This is a genomic window from Bacteroidota bacterium (assembly GCA_016213405.1).
Lineage (GTDB): Bacteria > Bacteroidota > Bacteroidia > Palsa-948 > Palsa-948 > Palsa-948.
The window spans coordinates 1-18,894 of record JACRAM010000054.1; the positions used below are offsets into that span (position 1 = coordinate 1).

Annotated in this window: 20 protein-coding genes and 1 pseudogene; 15 read left to right on the forward strand and 6 right to left on the reverse strand. The window is 41.0% G+C overall.

The features are described from left to right. Positions 1–186: 186 nt before the first annotated feature. Both HY841_05700 and HY841_05705 read right to left on the reverse strand, forming a co-directional pair. Entirely contained in the window at positions 187–708 is a 522-nt protein-coding gene (locus HY841_05700) for a hypothetical protein (protein MBI4930236.1), read from the reverse strand. A gap of 19 nt (positions 709–727) precedes the next feature. Beyond that, a complete protein-coding gene (locus HY841_05705; protein MBI4930237.1) occupies positions 728–1,375 on the reverse strand; it encodes a PorT family protein in 648 nt (215 codons plus the stop codon). Positions 1,376–1,522: 147 nt separating this feature from the next. On the opposite strand from HY841_05705, the gene HY841_05710 reads away from it, so the two are divergent. From HY841_05710 to HY841_05750, 9 genes are all read left to right on the forward strand, one after another. Continuing rightward, complete coding sequence (locus HY841_05710; GenBank protein MBI4930238.1) at positions 1,523–2,509, forward strand: MoxR family ATPase; 987 nt, start codon at positions 1,523–1,525, stop codon at positions 2,507–2,509. A 1-nt stretch (position 2,510) separates the two neighbouring features. Beyond that, positions 2,511–3,407 carry a DUF58 domain-containing protein gene (locus HY841_05715; protein ID MBI4930239.1) on the forward strand — a complete coding sequence of 299 codons (897 nt, stop codon included), beginning with the start codon at positions 2,511–2,513 and terminating at the stop codon, positions 3,405–3,407. A 59-nt stretch (positions 3,408–3,466) separates the two neighbouring features. Then, complete coding sequence (locus HY841_05720; protein ID MBI4930240.1) at positions 3,467–4,516, forward strand: hypothetical protein; 1,050 nt, start codon at positions 3,467–3,469, stop codon at positions 4,514–4,516. A gap of 14 nt (positions 4,517–4,530) precedes the next feature. Continuing rightward, positions 4,531–5,514, forward strand: a complete 984-nt coding sequence (locus HY841_05725; protein ID MBI4930241.1) for a VWA domain-containing protein — start codon at positions 4,531–4,533, stop codon at positions 5,512–5,514. Further along, the gene (locus HY841_05730) at positions 5,515–6,546 is read left to right on the forward strand and encodes a VWA domain-containing protein (protein MBI4930242.1); all 1,032 of its coding nucleotides are present in this window, start codon (positions 5,515–5,517) and stop codon (positions 6,544–6,546) included. A 50-nt stretch (positions 6,547–6,596) separates the two neighbouring features. Next, the gene (locus HY841_05735) at positions 6,597–7,244 is read left to right on the forward strand and encodes a tetratricopeptide repeat protein (protein MBI4930243.1); all 648 of its coding nucleotides are present in this window, start codon (positions 6,597–6,599) and stop codon (positions 7,242–7,244) included. Between the two features lie 10 nt (positions 7,245–7,254). Then, positions 7,255–9,084: a protein BatD gene (locus HY841_05740; GenBank protein MBI4930244.1), complete on the forward strand. Its 1,830-nt coding sequence runs from the start codon at positions 7,255–7,257 to the stop codon at positions 9,082–9,084. A 61-nt stretch (positions 9,085–9,145) separates the two neighbouring features. Continuing rightward, the gene (locus HY841_05745) at positions 9,146–9,910 is read left to right on the forward strand and encodes a hypothetical protein (GenBank protein ID MBI4930245.1); all 765 of its coding nucleotides are present in this window, start codon (positions 9,146–9,148) and stop codon (positions 9,908–9,910) included. Positions 9,911–9,993: 83 nt separating this feature from the next. Further along, positions 9,994–10,518: a metallophosphoesterase family protein gene (locus HY841_05750; protein MBI4930246.1), complete on the forward strand. Its 525-nt coding sequence runs from the start codon at positions 9,994–9,996 to the stop codon at positions 10,516–10,518. Between the two features lies 1 nt (position 10,519). Here the strand turns inward: HY841_05750 and HY841_05755 are convergent, their stop codons facing one another. Further along, positions 10,520–10,855: a hypothetical protein gene (locus tag HY841_05755; protein ID MBI4930247.1), complete on the reverse strand. Its 336-nt coding sequence runs from the start codon at positions 10,853–10,855 to the stop codon at positions 10,520–10,522. Further along, positions 10,852–11,135 (reverse strand): annotated as a pseudogene (locus tag HY841_05760) (DUF4160 domain-containing protein). Before HY841_05760 ends, HY841_05755 begins: the two are co-directional and overlap by 4 nt. A 109-nt stretch (positions 11,136–11,244) precedes the next feature. On the opposite strand from HY841_05760, the gene HY841_05765 reads away from it, so the two are divergent. From HY841_05765 to HY841_05780, 4 genes are all read left to right on the forward strand, one after another. After that, positions 11,245–11,439: a cold shock domain-containing protein gene (locus tag HY841_05765; GenBank protein ID MBI4930248.1), complete on the forward strand. Its 195-nt coding sequence runs from the start codon at positions 11,245–11,247 to the stop codon at positions 11,437–11,439. A 271-nt stretch (positions 11,440–11,710) separates the two neighbouring features. Then, positions 11,711–12,385: a hypothetical protein gene (locus tag HY841_05770; protein ID MBI4930249.1), complete on the forward strand. Its 675-nt coding sequence runs from the start codon at positions 11,711–11,713 to the stop codon at positions 12,383–12,385. Positions 12,386–12,388: 3 nt separating this feature from the next. After that, positions 12,389–13,870 carry a T9SS type A sorting domain-containing protein gene (locus tag HY841_05775; GenBank protein ID MBI4930250.1) on the forward strand — a complete coding sequence of 494 codons (1,482 nt, stop codon included), beginning with the start codon at positions 12,389–12,391 and terminating at the stop codon, positions 13,868–13,870. A gap of 235 nt (positions 13,871–14,105) precedes the next feature. Then, a complete protein-coding gene (locus HY841_05780; GenBank protein ID MBI4930251.1) occupies positions 14,106–15,950 on the forward strand; it encodes a T9SS type A sorting domain-containing protein in 1,845 nt (614 codons plus the stop codon). Between the two features lie 13 nt (positions 15,951–15,963). Here HY841_05780 and HY841_05785 read toward each other — a convergent pair whose 3' ends face one another. Both HY841_05785 and HY841_05790 read right to left on the reverse strand, forming a co-directional pair. After that, on the reverse strand, positions 15,964–16,248 hold the full coding sequence (locus HY841_05785) for a hypothetical protein (protein ID MBI4930252.1): 285 nt from the start codon (positions 16,246–16,248) through the stop codon (positions 15,964–15,966). Continuing rightward, the gene (locus tag HY841_05790) at positions 16,232–16,444 is read right to left on the reverse strand and encodes a hypothetical protein (protein MBI4930253.1); all 213 of its coding nucleotides are present in this window, start codon (positions 16,442–16,444) and stop codon (positions 16,232–16,234) included. Before HY841_05790 ends, HY841_05785 begins: the two co-directional genes overlap by 17 nt. 373 nt (positions 16,445–16,817) lie before the next feature. Between HY841_05790 and rho the strand changes: the two genes are divergently transcribed. Then, entirely contained in the window at positions 16,818–18,347 is a 1,530-nt protein-coding gene (gene rho / locus HY841_05795) for a transcription termination factor Rho (GenBank protein MBI4930254.1), read from the forward strand. A gap of 38 nt (positions 18,348–18,385) precedes the next feature. Beyond that, positions 18,386–18,889 (forward strand): DUF4199 domain-containing protein, encoded by a 504-nt coding sequence (locus tag HY841_05800; GenBank protein ID MBI4930255.1) that lies wholly within the window; start codon positions 18,386–18,388, stop codon positions 18,887–18,889. Positions 18,890–18,894 lie beyond the last annotated feature (5 nt).

Below are 18,894 nucleotides of genomic sequence, written 5' to 3' on the forward strand. Positions count from 1 at the left end.
AAGGGCAAAAATAGAAAAGTTTTAAATAGTGAAATAGTATATAAAAATCTTCAAAAAAAATTTGGAGATAACACAGAATCTGTCTGCTCAGTGTTCTCTGTGTTAAAGATTTTTTTCATTCGTAATATATCTAAAATCAAGCACATAAACCCTTATTCGGAATAATGTCTATTAAAATATGGGAAATCAGAAAACATAACGAATACTTAGTGCACTATCCCAAAAGCCATAGGGCGCATCACGGTCAGTAACAAAATCAAAAAATGGCTTGACATCAGCCCCAATTGTAAAAGGGATATCCGGAATTTTGTATTCAATTCCGAAAATAAAATCTATTCCAATTGCAATATAATTATGCTCGTGCACATATCCCTGGTTCCATGGACCACCGGTTTTATGCCAATGATCGTAACGATAGCCGCCCCCAAAATGAGCTCCGCCACCATATAACCAAAACAAACCTTCAACATCATCTTTGGTAAAAGCGGGTTTATGAATTTCATATAATCCGGTGATTTGCCATCCGCGATACCTGTAGCCGGAAGAAAGAATTCCTTCTACCGCTTTTCCATCGCTGATAAAATGTTTTAATGAAAGCCCGGATGTCCATCCCCCGCGCAAACCAATTCCTGTTTTATATTCCTGCGCCACAATATTTAGAACATCAATAAAACAAATTAAAACAGAAATAAAAAATATTCTTTTCATAGTTGGTTTTTAATTTATATTATAATCTTCTGTAAATAATTCCGTTTCCGCCACCGCTTCCGCTATCGCCAAATGAATAGGCAACAGAAATTCCGAACACAAAGTTGTGAGAAGGTTCATCACTTGCAAATAATTTAGTGAGCCCGAAAGCACCTTGAACAGATACTACCAGTTTAAACGGGAACCGGTATCCCCCGCCAAATGCAAGAGCATATTCGGTGGTGTTATAGCCGTACACATTACTCGAATCAATATTTTCTGATGTTGCCGAAGAAGTGACAGTTCCTTTCATTTTATCATTAATTAAATATCCAACCTGCGGGCCGAAATTTATAAATCCTTTATCGCCAATACTGATGCTAAGCAAAAGGGGAAAGTCAATGTAGGATAGATTGTGTTTCAGAATGGTATCCTTATTTCCGATGGCTGATAAATACTTGTATCCTCTGGTTGCGTATACTATTTCCGGCTGGATTGAAATCTGGTCACTGACTTCAAATTTCAAATATACGCCTGAGGAAAATCCTAACTTAAAATTATTTCCAGCGCTGTTTCCACCGCCAATCACATTAGAAAAATTTAATAAGAATTTCGGACCAGCAGAAACCTGACACTTTACCTGAAAAATAGGGGCAATAAAAATCAATAATGCAACTACTTTCTTCATAGAGTCACGAAATTACTCATTATACGCAAATATCAATGATTGAAGAACATCTTCAAAACTGTTGCTCTTAACATTTTTTAACAAACTTATGAAAATCGAATCCCCTCCGACACGTTAAATTTGCAGACAACAAAAAAAGATAAAACTATGACTGACATTAAAGAACTCAACGACCGCATTCAGCGCGAAAGCGCTTTCATTGACCTCATCAACCTTGAAATGGACAAAGTGATTGTAGGGCAGAAATACATGGTTGACCGATTGCTCATCGGCCTGCTTTCCAACGGGCACATTCTTCTGGAAGGTGTTCCGGGTCTGGCAAAAACGCTGGCGATAAAATCACTGGCGTCATGCATTCATGCAGACTTCAGCCGAATTCAATTCACTCCTGATTTGCTTCCGGCAGATTTAATCGGAACACTGATTTACAATCAGAAGAAAGAAGAATTCACTGTGCGAAGAGGTCCCATCTTCTCAAATTTTATTCTTGCAGATGAAATCAACCGCGCTCCCGCAAAAGTGCAAAGCGCACTGCTCGAAGCGATGCAGGAAAGGCAAGTCACGATTGGAGATACCACGTTCAAACTTCCTGAACCGTTTCTTGTTCTTGCTACACAGAACCCGATTGAACAGGAAGGAACCTATCCGCTTCCGGAAGCACAAGTAGACCGCTTCATGCTGAAAGTTGTAATCGGATATCCAGGTAAAGAAGAAGAAAAGAAAATTATCCGCATGAACATTGGTGAAAGTTATCCTTTTGCTTCCCGCATTCTAAAACCGGAAGACATTGTTAAGGCGAGGAATATTGTCCGCGAAGTTTACATGGATGAAAAAATTGAAAAATATATTGTGGATATTGTTTTCGCTACAAGAAATCCTACAGAATATAAACTTTCAAAATTCGCTTCGCTGATTAGCTATGGCGCTTCGCCCCGTGCCAGCATCAATCTTGCGCTTGCTTCTAAAGCCTATGCGTTCATCAAACGCAGAGGATATGTTATTCCTGAAGACGTGCGGGCAATTTGTCAGGATGTGCTCCGCCATCGTATTGGATTAACTTATGAAGCAGAAGCAGAAAATATTACAAGTGAAAATATGGTGAGTGAGATTTTGAATACAGTGGAGGTGCCGTAAAATGGAAACGACAGAACTATTAAAGAAAGTTAGAAAGATTGAAATAAAGACAAGAGGTCTTTCCAGCCAGATTTTTTCCGGAGAGTACCACAGCGCGTTCAAGGGAAGAGGAATGGCGTTCAGCGAAGTGCGCGAGTATCAGCCGGGCGATGATATCCGTGCCATTGACTGGAATGTAACAGCACGGTTTAACAGTCCGTTCATTAAAATATTTGAAGAAGAGCGAGAACTCACAGTGATGCTTCTGGTGGATGTGAGCGCTTCAGAAAATTTTGGAACGCAAAAGCAAATCAAGAAGGATCTAATGACTGAAATCTGCGCGGTGCTTGCCTTTTCTGCCATTCAGAACAATGATAAGATAGGCATGATTTTATTTTCTGATAAGATTGAGAAATTCATTCCGCCCAAGAAGGGACGTTCGCACATTTTAAGAATCATCAGAGAACTCATCAACTTCACTCCCGAATCTTCGGGAACAGATATTGAACTGGCTCTGAAATATTTCACCAACGTAATTAAGAAGCGAAGCATTGCTTTCCTGCTTTCAGATTTCATTGACGAAAAACTTACCCGCGAAAACAAACGCGACAGCGATGCGCTTAAAATCGCAAACAAGAAACATGATTTGGTTGCCTTGCAAATTACTGACAAAAGAGAAAAAGAACTTCCTGATGTCGGATTGATTCGCGCACTGGATGCTGAAACAGGAAAACTAAAATGGGTTGATACCGGCAATCTGAAAATCCGCCAGCAGTATTCAAGAACATCAGCAAAACGTGATGCACGTCTCAAAGAAATTTTCACCCGATGCGGAATTGATTCTACCACCATCGGCACATCTGAATCCTATATAAAGCCATTGATGAATTTGTTTAAGAAACGAGAAAGTAAAAGATGATTACAAGGCAGAAGGCAGAAGGCAGAAGGCAGATGTTTTTCCCATTCCGAATAAATGGAATGAAAATAATTTTGTCTTTGCTTACATTTTACTTCTTACTTCCTGTTTCTTACACATTCTCTCAGAACATCACCGCTACCGCAACTTTAGATACCAACACAATCCTCATCGGACAGCAGACAAGACTCAAACTGAAGGTAGAATACAAAACCGATCAAGGAGAACTAAAAATTGATTTTCCGAAAATTGCAGACACCCTCATCAAGCAGATTGAAGTTGTCAGTCAATCCAAGATTGAAAAATTTATTCCTGATTCAAACGACATGAGCACAATGGCGCAAATGCAAACGCTCATCATCACTTCATTTGATTCGGGTTATTATGCAATTCCTCCTTTCAAATTCGTTGTGAGTGGCGATTCAAACAAAGCACTTGAAACAGAACCTATGCTGTTAACAGTGAATACGGTTGCGGTTGACACTACCAAAAACATAATGGACATTAAACCGCCTATTGAAGTTCCGTTCTCATGGAAAGAATATCTGCCTTATGTGTATTGGGGTTTGGGCGCGATTGCGCTTCTGGCATTAATAATTTATCTCGTAAAATATTATCTGAAGAAGAGAAAGAAAAAACCATTACCTGAAATTATTATTCCGAAAATTCCTCCTCATATAACTGCTCTTGAGGAACTGGAAAAATTAAAAGAAGAAAAACTATGGCAGCAGGGAAAGCTCAAAGAATATCATTCCCGTCTTTCCGACATTATCCGCCAATACATTGAACACAGATTTTACATCAACGCGATGGAGCAGGTCACGGATGAGATCATGTATTCGTTCCGAACAGCTGATGCAAGCGAAGAACAGAAAATGAAACTGAGAAATATGCTTTTTCTCTCTGACCTTGTGAAATTTGCAAAAGAACAGCCGCTGCCGAATGAAAATGAATCGAGTTTAACAAACGCGTTTGAATTTGTGATGGCAACGAAGCAGGAAATAAAGAAAGAAGAAGCCCCTTCCCTAAAGACTACCGCAGGTAGCGAGCATAGCTCAGACAAGGACAATAACTCCCTTCTGGATGGAGGCAAAACGAATACCGGGCAATGAGTTTCTTCAGCAACATATCTTTTGCGCAACCGATGCTCTTGTGGTTATTGGTTCTGATTCCAATTTTAGTGTTTTTCTATATATTCAGAAATAATTTCAGCGAGTTCAAAATTTCTTCTTTTGATAATTTTTCAAGCATAGGAAAATCATACAAAGAATACCTGAAGCATTTTATGTTTACGATGAAGATGATTGCAGTGGGATTGCTGATTGTTGTCCTTGCGCGGCCGCAATCAAAAACTTCCTGGAAAAACATTACTACAGAAGGTATTGACATCGTTCTCTCTATGGATATTTCTGCCAGCATGCTTGCAAAAGACTTTAAGCCAAACCGCGTTGAAGCAGCAAAGGAAGTTGCCATTGATTTTATTGATGCGCGCCCAAATGACAGAATAGGATTGGTAGTTTTCAGCGGAGAGAGTTTCACGCAATGCCCTCTCACCACCGACCACGCCATCATTAAAAATTTGATGGGCGGTATTCACACAGGAATGGTAGCAGACGGAACTGCCATCGGAATGGGGCTTGCCACTTCCGTAAGCAGGATAAAAGACAGCAAGGCAAAAAGCAAAGTCATCATACTTCTCACGGATGGAGTGAACAACATGGGCGCAGTGGCTCCTCAAACAGCAGCAGACATTGCAAAAGCATTTGGCATTCGGGTTTATACAATCGGTGTCGGCACACAAGGGAAAGCATATGCACCCGTGGCGATGTATCCGAACGGACAATATGTTTTTGATTATGTGCCTGTAGAAATTGACGAAAAGATGCTCGGCAACATTGCAGACATGACGGGAGGAAAATATTTTCGTGCAACCAGCACCGATAAACTTTCCGCTATTTACAAAGAGATAGACAGAATGGAAAAAACAATTGTGGAAGAACGGAAACACACGCGCAGAACAGAAGAATTTTTTCCCTTCGCGCTGGCGGCAGGAATTTTGCTGTTACTGGATTTTATATTAAAAAATACTTTACTAAGAACTTTGCCATAGATGTACAGGATAGACAACATAGAATATTTATACGGACTCGCGCTCATTCCCGTGCTGATACTTCTTTATGTGCTCATGCGCTTATGGAGAAAAAAAGCGCTGAAACAAATGGGCGACATTGAGATTATTTCGCAAATGATGCCGATGGTTTCATCAGGAAAACCAACCCTGAGATTTATTTTATTTCTTATTGCGATTTTATTTTTGATTTTCGGGTTGGTGAATCCGCAGATCGGCTCCAAACTGGAAGAAGTAAAACGCGAAGGTTCTGATATCGTTATCTGTCTTGACGTTTCCAACAGCATGATGGCAGAAGATTTCAAGCCGAACCGTTTGGCGAAAGCAACACAGTCCATAGAAAAACTCATAGACAAACTGAACAATGACCGAATCGGGTTAATTGTTTTTGCAGGAGATGCGTTTGTGCAGCTTCCCATCACAAGCGATTACGCAGCAGCAAAACTTTTTCTTGAAAACGTCAGTTGCGATGCAGTGCCCGTTCAGGGAACCGTTATCAGTTCAGCCATTGAACTCGCCATGAAATCTTTCGGAACGGAAGAAGGAAAAAATAAATCCATTATAATAATTACAGACGGAGAATCACACGAAGACGATGCGGTGGCTGCTGCTACTGCAGCAGCGGAAAAAGGCGTAGTGATAAATACTATCGGCATCGGCACACCTGAAGGAGTCCCGATTCCTGTTTATAAAAATAAAATTCAGGCGGGATACAGAAAAGACAGGGAAGGCAATACTGTAATAACAAAACTTAACGAAAGCGCCTTACGGGAAATCGCTTCAGTAGGAAACGGTGTTTACATCCGCGCATCGCAGGCTGAAATAGGTTTACTTGCACTCCTTGAACGAATTAATAAACTTGAAAAGAAAACTTTTGATTCAAAGATGTATACCGACTACGAAGACCGATTCCAGATATTCATTGCTGTTGCGCTGTTGTTTCTCATCATTGAATCCATTCTCACCGAAAGAAAAAGCCTTTGGTGGGAACGAATGTTTAAAACGAAAGAATGAAAAATATGAAACATATTTTATTTCTTGGCTCCTTTTTGGCTCTTGGCGCCATCGCGTTTGCGCAAGACGATGAACGAAAACTTGTTCGCGAAGGAAATACATTGTACAAGGACAAAAAATATGCCGATGCTCAAAAGAATTATCTTGACGCGCTCGGCAAGCAGTCAAATTCTTACAGAGGGGCTTTCAATCTTGGGGATTCGTATTATAAGCAGGGAAAATACAAAGAAGCCACCGAGCAGTTTGAAATGCTCACCGCAAGAAAAACGAGCGATGATACTCTTTCAAAAGTATTTCACAATCTCGGCAACTCGTATCTGAAGCAAAAGGAATTTGAGAAAAGCGTTAACGCGTATAAAAACGCGATGAAGAAAAATGATTCCGATGAAGAAACGAGATACAATCTTGCCTATGCACAGAAGATGCTGCAGCAGCAGCAACAGCAGCAAAAACAGGATAAAGACAAAAAAGATAAAGATAAAAAGGACCAGGATAAAAAAGACAAAGACAAAAAAGACGACAAGAAGAAAGATCAGAAAAAAGACCAGAAGCAGGAACAACAGCAGCAGCAAAATATTTCTAAAGAAGACGCGCAGCGATTACTGGAAGCAATGAACAACGATGAAAAAAAATTGCGCGACAAGATGAACGAGAAAAAAGTAAAAGCAGCGCGCGGGCAAATAGAAAAAGACTGGTAAACATCTACGAATGAACAACACAAAAAAATATTTCTTCCTCTTATTAGCTCTGCTGACAAGTTGTGTTTTGTTCGCTCAGAAATTCACTGCATCGGTAAATAAAAACAAAGTAACAGTTGGAGAAGTATTTCAGCTGGACTTCACCATTAACGCAAGCGGAAAAAGTTTCACGCCACCCTCATTCAACGATTTCAATGTGTATTCGGGACCGAATCAATCTTCCAGTGTGCAGATAGTTAACGGAAGCATGAGCCAGTCCATCACCCTCTCGTACTATCTCGCGGCAAAAAAAGAAGGAACATTCACTATTGGCGCTGCAAGCATCACGGTCGGAACTAATACATTGCAATCTAATCCTATCAGCATAGAAGTCGTAAAAGGAAACACACAGGCGCAAACACAAACTCAAAGCGGAAATCAGAATCAAACCAGAGCGCAGGCAACCAGCGATAATCTTTTCGCGAGAACTATTGTAAGCAAATCAAAAGTGTATGCAGGAGAGCAAATCACCATCACGCACAAAGTGTACACACGCATGAACCTGAAAGGATTTCAGGACGTTAAGTTTCCTTCTTATAACGGGTTCTGGGCGCAGGAAGTAGGAAGAAATGCCCAATATGAAGTTACCACTGAAAATATTGGAGGAGTCGCCTACAATGTGGTGGAAGTAAAAAAAGCATTTCTGTTTGCTCAGCGAAGCGGCAAGATTGAAATTGAGCCGATGGAAGTTCAGTGTGTAGTGCGCGAGAAATCCGGAAAAAGAAACGACCCCTTTGAACAATTCTTCGGCAACGACCCGTTCTTCGGTGGAATGAGTTCATATAAAGATGTTCTTTACACAGTAAAAAGCAATGCAGTAACAATAGATGTAACTCCGCTTCCTGAAGCAACCAAGCCGGCAGATTTTCCGGGAGCGGTTGGAAATTTTTCCATCAACGCTGCGATTGACAAAGACAAAGTGAAAGCCAATGAAGGAATCAATCTCAAGATAACTATTTCCGGAAAAGGAAATCTCAAACTGATCGATGCGCCCAAGATGACCTTCCCCGATGAGTTTGAAACGTATGACCCCAAGACAAATGAAAATATTTCGGTAAGCGAAGGAGGAGTGACAGGAAGCAAAACATTTGAATACCTCCTCATTCCCCGGCACGAAGGCATTTACAAAATCCAGCCGAACGATTTCAATTACTTTGATGCTGATAAAAAAACCTATGTAAAACTTCCGTCAAAAGAATTTACCATCACTGTGGAGAAAGGCGAAGGCGGGACCTCTGCAACAATGCCTTCCATTTCTAGCGTTGTGAAAGAAGATGTAAAAATGGTGGGCAACGACATACGCTACATCAAAACAGGAGACATCATCCTCACAAAGAAAGGAGAATACTTTTTCGGTTCGTCAGGTTTCATAGCGGGATTTGGGGTGCCTCCCTTGCTCTTTCTTGTGTTCCTGCTTTTGAGGAGAGAACATATTAAAAGGAACAGCGATTTGGTTTTAGTGAAGAAGAGAAGAGCAAGCCGCATCGCAAAAAAACAACTGGCAAAAGCAGAAAGGTCAATGAAGGAAAATGACAAAGAAAATTTCTTCGTGAATGTTCTGTCAGCGCTGTATAATTACACAGGCAACAAGATGAACATACCGGTGGCAGAACTCTCAAAAGAAAAAGTGGTGGAAGTGCTGAAAGAAAAAAATGTGGCAGAAGAAACCATCCATGAACTTGTAACCCTTTTGGATGAATGTGAATTCGCAAGATACGCACCCGGACTGCAATCAGGAAATCTGAATGAAGTTTATTCGAGAGCAGAAAACATCATAACAAAAATTGAAGATGCAATATAGAAGTCTCAAGTCCCAAATTCCAAATTCCAAATTCCAAGGAATACATTTCCTTTCTTGGGACTTGGGACTTGCTACTTGGTGCTTTGGACTTCTCTTACTCTTCTCCCTTCAGGGTCGGGGTAATTCCATTGCTCCCACTGTTCTGCTGGACAGCGCCAACAGCGCCTACTCTAAAGGCAACTTTGAAAAAGCCGTGCAGTATTACGAAGGAATTGTTTCTCTCGGCTATGAATCACCCGAAGTTTATTTCAATCTCGGCAACGCGTATTATAAAACTGACAAAACAGGAATGAGCATTCTGAATTATGAGCGGGCGAAAAAACTTTCGCCTTATGATGAAGACATTGCTTTCAACCTGAAACTTGCCAGCCAGCGCACGCTTGACAAAATTGAACCAGCGCCAATACTTTTTCTTGAAGACTGGTGGAACAACCTCAAGAGCATGCACTCGGAAAAAACATGGGGCAACCGCAGCATCGTTTGCTTTGCGCTGTTCCTTTTCTTTCTGGGCGTGTTCATCACATCAGGCAGAACCTTCAACAAACAGTTCGGTTTCTGGCTGGCACTTGTGTTCTTTCTTTTTTCAACCATCACATTCTCCATTTCGCGGAGCCGGTATAAAGACATCACCGAAAAAGATTCAGCTGTCATACTTTCTTCTTCCACAGAAATCAAGAACGCCCCTGCCGAAAGCGGCACCAAACTTTTCATCCTGCACGAAGGCACTAAAGTTTTTTCTTCTGAAACAAATGGCGATTGGGTGAAAGTGGAAGTTTCGTCTGATAAAGTGGGATGGGTGAAAAAATCGCAGATAGAGTTTATATAAAATTGTTGTATTGTTGTATTGCTATATTGTTAAAGACAACTGTTCAACAATATGTCAATAAAACAATTTAGCAATAGTTGCTGATGACGAAGATTTTACTCCTCTCCGACACACATAATTTTCTTAACGAAAAAGTTTTTAAGTATGCCGAACCCTGCGACCAGATATGGCATGCGGGAGATATCGGCACCGTTGCGGTTACCGATGCGCTGAAAAAAATAAAACCTCTGGTTGCCGTTTACGGAAACATTGACGGAATGGATGTGCGGAAAGAATTCCCCCTGCACCAGCGCTTTATGTGCGAACAGGTGGATGTGTGGATTACGCACATTGGCGGAAGCCCTGGCAGATATTCTCCGGAGGTAAAAAGAATTTTAGACACCACCAACCCCGTTGGACAAAAACCAATGTCCCACGGGGCAAGACTTTTCATCTGCGGGCACTCGCATATTTTAAAAGTGATGTTTGACAAAAAACATAACCTGCTTTATATGAACCCGGGCGCGGCAGGCAACTACGGCTTGCACAAAGTAAAAACCCTTTTGCGCTTTTCCATTGCAGGAAAAGAAATAAAAGACCTTGAAGTGATTGAGATTGGGAAACTGTAAACTATTTCCTTCTCTTGTATGCTGCAGCCGGTTCTGCAACACGGGAAAGTTGCGATGGCTGGTGATAGGGATTTATTTTTCGTTCAAGAGCAGAAAGAGAATTATCCGCGCCCAGAAATTCAGAAATATGATACACTTCATCAGAGCCGTCAAAATCAAAGCCAACTCCTGCCATGATATGATATTTTTTTCGTTGAGATGATGAAAGCTTTTTAATAGCAGGAAACTTGCTCAGCGGAACAATAATAATCCTTCCGTCTGCTAAAAGCAATTGCATATCCGCATTCTTAAAATGGAGTGCTTTTATTTTCGGCAATGTATCTGCGTATCCGCTCATTTTGTTTTTCGTATTGCTTTCACCTGTTTTCCTTTATAAAATTTATTCAACTGGCTATGAAGAATTTCTTTGTTCTCTTTGATTAGTTTCTCAATCTCGTTCAGTTCTTTTTGTGAAAAACCGTAATTGTATTCAATTTCAATTTTGGGTTCAAGCCAGAACTTGCAGAGATTTGTCAAGCGTCTTTGCTGTCTCGGACATGCACATGCCTGCGCTTTTCTTTACTATCTGCCGAGAAAACAAGAAACACATATCTCAGATAAATAAGCAGTTTACCCATTTACAAAATTACAAAACTTTTGTACCGCCAAAGTCTATTTTCAACAAACATTGCCCTGCCTTGTTATTAAGACTATATTTACCATTCACAAAATAAATTATATAATATCATGAACGGCATTATTAAAAAGAAGACAGAAAAAGGTTTTGGTTTCATTAAAATTGAAGGTCAGGACAAAGATTTATTCTTTCACAGCAATTCATTAGTAGGTATCACTTACGATGAGCTTCACGAAGGAGACAATGTTACTTTCGATGTTGAAGATGGCGCCAAGGGAAAGAACGCTGTCAACGTTAAGCGCTAACATCTTTTATTTTTCATCTGCGCCTCTTCTGTTTTAAGAAGGGTTGTGATGGCTTGTTCCATACCTTGAGGTGATTGGAGATTGGGAAGTTGTAGATGTTACTCAGTGCCGCGATGCGAACTTGCCGGCAAGGCAAAGAATTTGGAATTTGGGACTTGTCCCGAAGGAGTCCTTCGTGACCTTCAAAGGTTGAAAAACTAATCCGCTTTTGTTCCGCGCTTCGCAGTATGAATAGTATATCTTTGGCGGAACACTTCTAATCTTTTGCTGAATGAAAATAAAATTACTCTCCGCAGTTTGTTTTTTTACATCTGCCCTCTGCCTTCTTACATCTTACATCACTTTCGGGCAGTACATCAAACTTTATGATTTTGGGAGCAATCCTAATGACGGACAAACTCCTTATGGCACTCTTATTTCTGACGGAACTTTTCTCTATGGAATGACAGGTAATGGCGGCACAAACACTAAGGGAAACATTTTTAAAATAAAGCCCGATGGAACAGGGTTTGCTAACCTCCTCGATTTTTCAGGCGTTACAAACGGAAGTTATCCTCAAGGCTCTCTTATTTCTGACGGAACTTTTCTCTACGGAATGACAAATATGGGCGGGACAAACGACTTGGGAACTATCTTTAAAATAATGCCCGATGGAACAGGATATGTCAAGCTCCTCGATTTCGCTGGTGTTGCAAACGGAAGTTTTCCTTACGGCTCTCTTATTTCTGATGGTACATTTTTCTATGGAATGACTTACGGTGGTGGCACTGGCGGTTCGGGAACCATTTTTAAAATAATGCCGGATGGAACAGGATATGCAAAACTCCTCGATTTCGCTGGTCCAACAAACGGAAGCGAACCTTATGGTTCTCTTATTTCTGACGGAACATTTCTCTATGGAATGACATCTCTGGGAGGCACAGGTAGTTCCGGAACAATATTTTAAATAATGCCTGATGGATCAGGATTTGCCAAACTATTGGATTTTACTATATCAGGCACAAACGGAAATACTCCTTATGCTTCTCTTATTTCTGACGGAACCTTTCTTTATGGAATGACACATGATGGCGGAACAAACGGTTACGGAACAATATTTAAAATAATGCCCGATGGAACCGGATTTGTCAAACTACTGGATTTCACAGGCGCAAATGGAGCTGCTCCTTATGTTGGCTGCTCTCTTGTTTCTGATGGAACTTTTCTCTATGGAATGACCACTGAGGGTGGAGCAAACTGGAAGGGAAATATTTTTAAAATAATGCCTGATGGAACAGGATATTTTAACCTGCTTGACTTTACAGGAAACGCAAACGGAGGTTCTCCCTTTGGCTCTCTTATTTCTGACGGAACTTTTCTCTACGGAATGACAAGTGATGATGGCACATTCGGTTTTGGAACAATATTTAAGATTAACGCCTGCACACCATCCATCACAGGCAATACAGTGCTTTGCGCAGGAGATGTTACAACTCTTACGGCATCTGGTGGAACAACCTATACATGGAGCACTGGCAGTACAAACGCTTCTATAATTGTAAGTCCTGTTTCAAACACAACTTATACTGTAATTGCAACAACAGGTACTTGTTCTGCTACGGCAAGTGTTACTGTTATAGTGAGTTCGCAACCGGTAATTTCTGTTTCTAATAATACAACAATATGTTCTGGACAAAGCACAACATTATGTGAAATGTGTTGGGACTTGAACGGTAATGGAATTAATGACCCTGCAGAAGATTTAAATGCCGATGGTAATTGGGATGAACTCGATTGTGTGGGCAATGGAATGTTTTATTCTTGGAGTACGGGTGCCACTACTGCTTGTATTGCTTTAGTTCCTACTGCAACTACAGCATATAATGTTATGGTCACAGACGCTAATGGATGTACGAACAGTGATTCTGTTACTGTTATAGTTTATCCTGCGCCCGTGCTTAGCATAACATCAACCAATGCTACTAACCCAACTTGCTGTGATGGCAGCGCTACTGTAAATGTTACAGGAGGTACTCCCAATTACACGTATTCATGGTCAAACGGATGCTTTATTACTTCTTGCACCGGACTTTGCTCCGGTACTTATACTGTAACTGTTATGGATGCAAACGGATGCTACCAAACTGCTACGGTTACAATCTCATGCCCCAACGGCATAGCCGAGAACAATGCGGAAACAGATTTTATTATTTCCCCCAACCCCACGAGCGGAAAGTTCAATGTGCAGATGAGCGGATTTGAAAACCCGCCTGCGGCATGGGCAGGTGTGCAGATGAACATCTATAATATATACGGAGAATATATTTATCAGCATATCTGCACATCCGCACATCCGCAAATTGATTTGTCTTCACAGCCAAGCGGAATTTATTTTCTGCATGTAAAAACAAACGAGGGAACAGCAGTGAGGAAAATTGTCATCAATAAATAAAATACAATAGACAATATATCAAATAAGAATTGTATATTAAAATTCATAACAATCAGGGCTAAAGCCCACACTGTATTTTGCATTATTAGCCACGACCTTAAGGTCGTGGCAACTGAAAACCAAAGCACAAAAGGGCTTCAGCCCAACATAAACCCCGTAGGATATTTTACCCCGTAGGAAGAATTTCCAACGGGGTGAATCCAACGGGGTAAACTCTTATTCGATATAAACTCCAATGAAAAAACTTTTACTTATCTTTTTTCTTTTCGTCATTGCCAGCGAAGCGAAGCAATCTCTTGCACAAGGCACTTGGACGCAGAAAGCAAACTTTGGCGGAACGGCAAGATGGTATGCTGTCGGCTTTTCCATCGGCACAAAAGGATACATAGGAACGGGAGATGATGGCAGCGTGCCTTTCAAAAAAGATTTTTGGGAATGGGACCAAAGCACTGATGTATGGACCCAGAAAGCAAATTTTGGCGGAACAGCAAGAAGGAAAGCTGTCGGCTTTTCCATCGGCACAAAAGGATATATAGGAACGGGAGACGCTAACACTGGCGGTTACCAACAGGATTTCTGGGAATGGGACCAAAGTACTAATGTATGGACCCAGAAAACAAACTTTGGCGGAGCGGCAAGAGAGTTTGCTGTAGGGTTTTCCATCGGCACAAAAGGATACATAGGAACGGGATATGATAACTTCTTTGGTCCTCACTATAAGGATTTCTGGGAATGGGACCAAAGTACTGATGTATGGACTCAGAAAGCCGACTTTGGCGGAACGGCAAGATATGTCGCTGTTGGTTTTTCCATCGGCACAAAAGGATATATCGGAACCGGAGATACATCGATTTATGGTGGTGGTTTCAAAAAAGATTTCTGGGAATGGGACCAAAGCACTAATGTATGGACTCAGAAAGCCAACTTTGCCGGAAAAGTAGGAAATAACGCTGTCGCCTTTTCAATCGGCACAAAAGGATATATAGGAACGGGAAGGGATACCGCTGGCATTGACACACAGGATTTCTGGGAATGGGACCAAAGCGCTAATGTATGGACCCAGAAAACAAACTTTGGCTCTACGGCAAGAGAGTTTGCTGTCGGCTTTTCCATCGGCACAAAAGGATACATAGGAACAGGAGGGGATGGCAATTATAAAAATGATTTTTGGGAATATAATTCTTCTTGTGGCACCACTCTTCCCTCCATCTGCCTTATTACCGTTGATTCCCTTTCACAAAACAACATTATTGTCTGGGAAAAGCAGCCCAATCAATTCATAGATAGTTTTATCATTTACCGCGAAATTCTTACTAACAATTATCAACCCGTTGGAGCAGTGGCTTATGATTCTCTGAGTATGTTTGTAGATACTGTTCGTACATTATATTTTCCGAATACAGGCGACCCTAATGCCGGAACTTACAGATATAAAATTACTGTAAAAGATACCTGCGGCAATTATTCAAACATGAGTTCTTATCATAACACTATTTACATGACTAATAACAGCGGTACTTTTTTCTGGAATTTTTACACCATTGAGGGAAATCCAAATCCTGTAAACAGTTATGTTCTCATGCGGGATGATTTTAATACGGGCAACTGGCAACCTGTTAACAGCGTATCGGGAACACAAAATACTGTAACCGACCCTGCGTATGCGGCTTGGGCAGCCACAGCAAATTGGCGCATACAAACAATCTGGAACATCAGTTGCACTCCTTCAATAAAAAATCCTGTTATCAATGTTACCAACCTTAACACATCCAGATCAAATAATTACAAGACAAATAATAATTCTGTAAATGAAACATCGCTGAATGATTTAATTAACATTTCCCCCAACCCCACGAGCGGAAAAATTAATGTGCAGATGAGCAGATTAGAAAACCCGCCTGCGGCATGGGCAGGTGTGCAGATGAACATCTATAATATATACGGAGAATGTATTTATCAGCATATCTGCACATCCGCACATCAGCAAATTGACCTTAGCGAAGCGAACAGCGGAATTTATTTTCTGCAAGTGAAAACAAGTGAAGGCATAGCAAATAAAAAAATAGTAATTAGTCGTTAGATTGGAAGGGAAATTAATAATTCTTCTTGAAATAACTTTCGGGCTTCACGCGCCTGAATTCAACCAGATTATTTCTGATAGTGCAGAGAATCCAATAAGTTTTATCGCTGTGTTCAGGTGTAATTTCAATTTTATACCAACTGCGCGTATAGGAGCGAAATCTTTTAAGATGGCTGATATGGGAAATGTCTTTTGCCTTTTTTATTTCGGCAATTTTTTTCTTTATGGCTTGAAGCAGATACCTGTTGTTGAGATTATCAAGGTCTCTGTAAAAAGAACCCTTAGAGTTCAACTCCATGCTTGCGGAAGTATTTTTTCATTTCTTCTTCAGAAACATCTTCGCTGTGGTCACTTTCCACAATTAATTTCAGCATTAGTTTTTTTTCATATTCTGCATGGTCTTTCACCACACTGATTTTTGCATCTAATGCTTTCATTAATTTTCTGAAAACATTCAGGTTCTTATTAGGGATGTCCACTATTGCTATACTCATGTTATTTCTTTGTCTTCAAAGTTACGAAAAGTTCCTAATTCACAGCCCAGCGGAGTTAACTTTCTGCAAGTGAAAACAAGTGAAGGCACCGCAGTGAAGAAGATTATCATCAATAAATAATTTTTTTGCATATTAATAAACTTTGTATATTTGTAATGTCAATCCCCAGTTCGTTTAATAATTCCAAATACTTATCTGCCTCGTTTCTTGATAAAAGCACTTATTAGTTAGCCTTCTTTTCAGTTTCGTTGTGATCTATCTGTCAATACACATACTTTAATAACTATCAGCGTTTTACGCTATTTATCTGTAATTCTTATTTTACCATGTTTTCCTTCCAAAATTCATAATTCTAATCATTAATTTCCTACCTATGTTTGACATCATTGAACTAAACGACAAAGCTTTGAACGAACTCAAAGAGATTGCCGAAAAACTCAACATCCCGAATTTTAACGCGATGAAGAAGCAAGACCTTATCTACAAAATTCTTGACTTTCAGGCAACCAACCCATCCAAAACGCCCGACAAAAAAGTGACGCAGCGCAGACCGGATGACAAAAGACCTGCTTCTGATAAAGAAGAGGATAATTTCATTGATGAAAATAACGGAGACGACTCCCCTGCTTCTATCAAAGAGCCCGCGCGCACAGAGCAATCGTATCACGAAACGGAAACTTTTTCTCTGCCTGTTGACCCGGTGATAAATCCGAGCGATGCGAAGAATGAAAATTCTGACCAGACGCAGGAAGTACCGCGGCAGGACAGAAAACCTGAAATTAATTTTGACGGCATTGTGATTGGCGAAGGCGTATTGGAGATCATGCCTGATGGCTATGGTTTTTTGCGCTCTTCCGATTATCAGTATTTGAATTCTCCCGATGATGTGTATGTATCGCAGTCGCAGATCCGTTTGTTCGGACTAAAAACAGGCGATACGGTATCGGGCGACATTCGCCCACCGAAAGAAGGCGAAAAATATTTTCCGCTCATTAAAGTGGGAGCCATCAACGGTCGCGACCCATCGTATGTGCGCGACCGCGTTCCGTTTGATCACCTCACGCCTCTTTTCCCTATAGAAAAATTCAAACTCACCCGCCCTAAAGAACAAAACATGTCTTTGCGCGTGGTGGATTTATTCACGCCCATAGGAAAAGGACAACGCGCTTTGATTGTCGCCCAGCCGAAAACAGGTAAAACCGTTCTGCTGAAAGATCTGGCAAACGCGATTTCAGAAAACCACCCTGAAGCATATCTCATCGTACTGCTGATTGACGAGCGCCCCGAAGAAGTTACTGATATGGCGCGAAGCGTTAACGCAGAAGTTATTTCTTCCACATTTGACGAACCGGCAGAGCGCCACGCGCGCATAGCAAATATTGTTTTAGAAAAAGCAAAACGCATGGTGGAGTGCGGACACGATGTGGTGATTCTTCTTGACTCTATCACACGCCTTGCCCGTGCCTACAACACACTTTCTCCTTCATCAGGAAAAGTTTTGTCGGGTGGTGTGGAGGCAACTGCTCTGCAAAAACCAAAACGCTTTTTTGGAGCTGCACGGAAAATTGAGAATGGCGGGTCGCTCACCATTCTTGCCACAGCACTCACAGAAACAGGTTCTAAAATGGATGATGTCATCTATGAGGAATTCAAAGGAACAGGAAACAGTGAAATGCAGCTGGACAGAAAACTTGCCAACAAACGAGTTTATCCTTCTATAGACATCACCGCATCGAGCACACGCAGAGACGATTTGCTGGTTGACAAAGAAACGCTTCAGCGCCTGTGGATACTGCGCAAGCACCTTGCCGATATGAATCCGCTTGAAGCCATGGAGTTCATCAAGGACAGAATGAAGAACACGGTGAGCAATGAGGAGTTTTTAGTTTCGATGAACAGCTAACCATCTCCCCCTTGTAAAGGGGGACTAAGGGGGATTCCTTGAACTCTACTATCAAATACTCTTTACTCGCCTCTGCTCTGATGATTTTCTGCAAACTCGGAGTTTATTTTACACATTCCCAATTCACCACATTCGGAATTTATTCAGGACTGATCGGTCTTTTACTGATTTCCATTCCTCTTGTTATGGCTATAAGAAACCGAAAAGAAGAACTGAACGGATACATCACGCTGAAAGAAGTAATGAAAACCGCTTTGGGTATTTCAGTGGTCACTGCGCTTATCGTTTCGATATTCACTTATCTCTACTTCATGTTCCTTGACCACGAAACGGCACCACAGATAATTTCACAGACAGTAGAATTTATGCACACGGCAAACAAACCGCAAAGTGAAATTGATTTAGCCATTGTTTCGATTCAGGAATTTTACACGCCTCTGAAACAGGCAACGGGTGTGCTTACAGGAGTTTTGATTGCAGGACTGATACTTTCTTTTATTTCATCAGCTTTCCTGGTGAAGAATCCACCTGCCACTAATTAGCACGA

Bases quoted from the DNA above. Each gene is read 5' to 3' on its own strand.
- HY841_05700 (MBI4930236.1), bottom strand. From the start codon at position 708: ATGAAAAGAATATTTTTTATTTCTGTTTTAATTTGTTTTATTGATGTT.
- HY841_05705 (MBI4930237.1), bottom strand. From the start codon at position 1,375: ATGAAGAAAGTAGTTGCATTATTGATTTTTATTGCCCCTATTTTTCAG.
- HY841_05710 (MBI4930238.1), top strand. From the start codon at position 1,523: ATGACTGACATTAAAGAACTCAACGACCGCATTCAGCGCGAAAGCGCT.
- HY841_05715 (MBI4930239.1), top strand. From the start codon at position 2,511: ATGGAAACGACAGAACTATTAAAGAAAGTTAGAAAGATTGAAATAAAG.
- HY841_05720 (MBI4930240.1), top strand. From the start codon at position 3,467: ATGAAAATAATTTTGTCTTTGCTTACATTTTACTTCTTACTTCCTGTT.
- HY841_05730 (MBI4930242.1), top strand. From the start codon at position 5,515: ATGTACAGGATAGACAACATAGAATATTTATACGGACTCGCGCTCATT.
- HY841_05740 (MBI4930244.1), top strand. From the start codon at position 7,255: ATGAACAACACAAAAAAATATTTCTTCCTCTTATTAGCTCTGCTGACA.
- HY841_05750 (MBI4930246.1), top strand. From the start codon at position 9,994: ATGACGAAGATTTTACTCCTCTCCGACACACATAATTTTCTTAACGAA.
- HY841_05755 (MBI4930247.1), bottom strand. From the start codon at position 10,855: ATGAGCGGATACGCAGATACATTGCCGAAAATAAAAGCACTCCATTTT.
- HY841_05765 (MBI4930248.1), top strand. From the start codon at position 11,245: ATGAACGGCATTATTAAAAAGAAGACAGAAAAAGGTTTTGGTTTCATT.
- HY841_05770 (MBI4930249.1), top strand. From the start codon at position 11,711: ATGAAAATAAAATTACTCTCCGCAGTTTGTTTTTTTACATCTGCCCTC.
- HY841_05775 (MBI4930250.1), top strand. From the start codon at position 12,389: ATGCCTGATGGATCAGGATTTGCCAAACTATTGGATTTTACTATATCA.
- HY841_05780 (MBI4930251.1), top strand. From the start codon at position 14,106: ATGAAAAAACTTTTACTTATCTTTTTTCTTTTCGTCATTGCCAGCGAA.
- HY841_05785 (MBI4930252.1), bottom strand. From the start codon at position 16,248: ATGGAGTTGAACTCTAAGGGTTCTTTTTACAGAGACCTTGATAATCTC.
- HY841_05790 (MBI4930253.1), bottom strand. From the start codon at position 16,444: ATGAGTATAGCAATAGTGGACATCCCTAATAAGAACCTGAATGTTTTC.
- rho (MBI4930254.1), top strand. From the start codon at position 16,818: ATGTTTGACATCATTGAACTAAACGACAAAGCTTTGAACGAACTCAAA.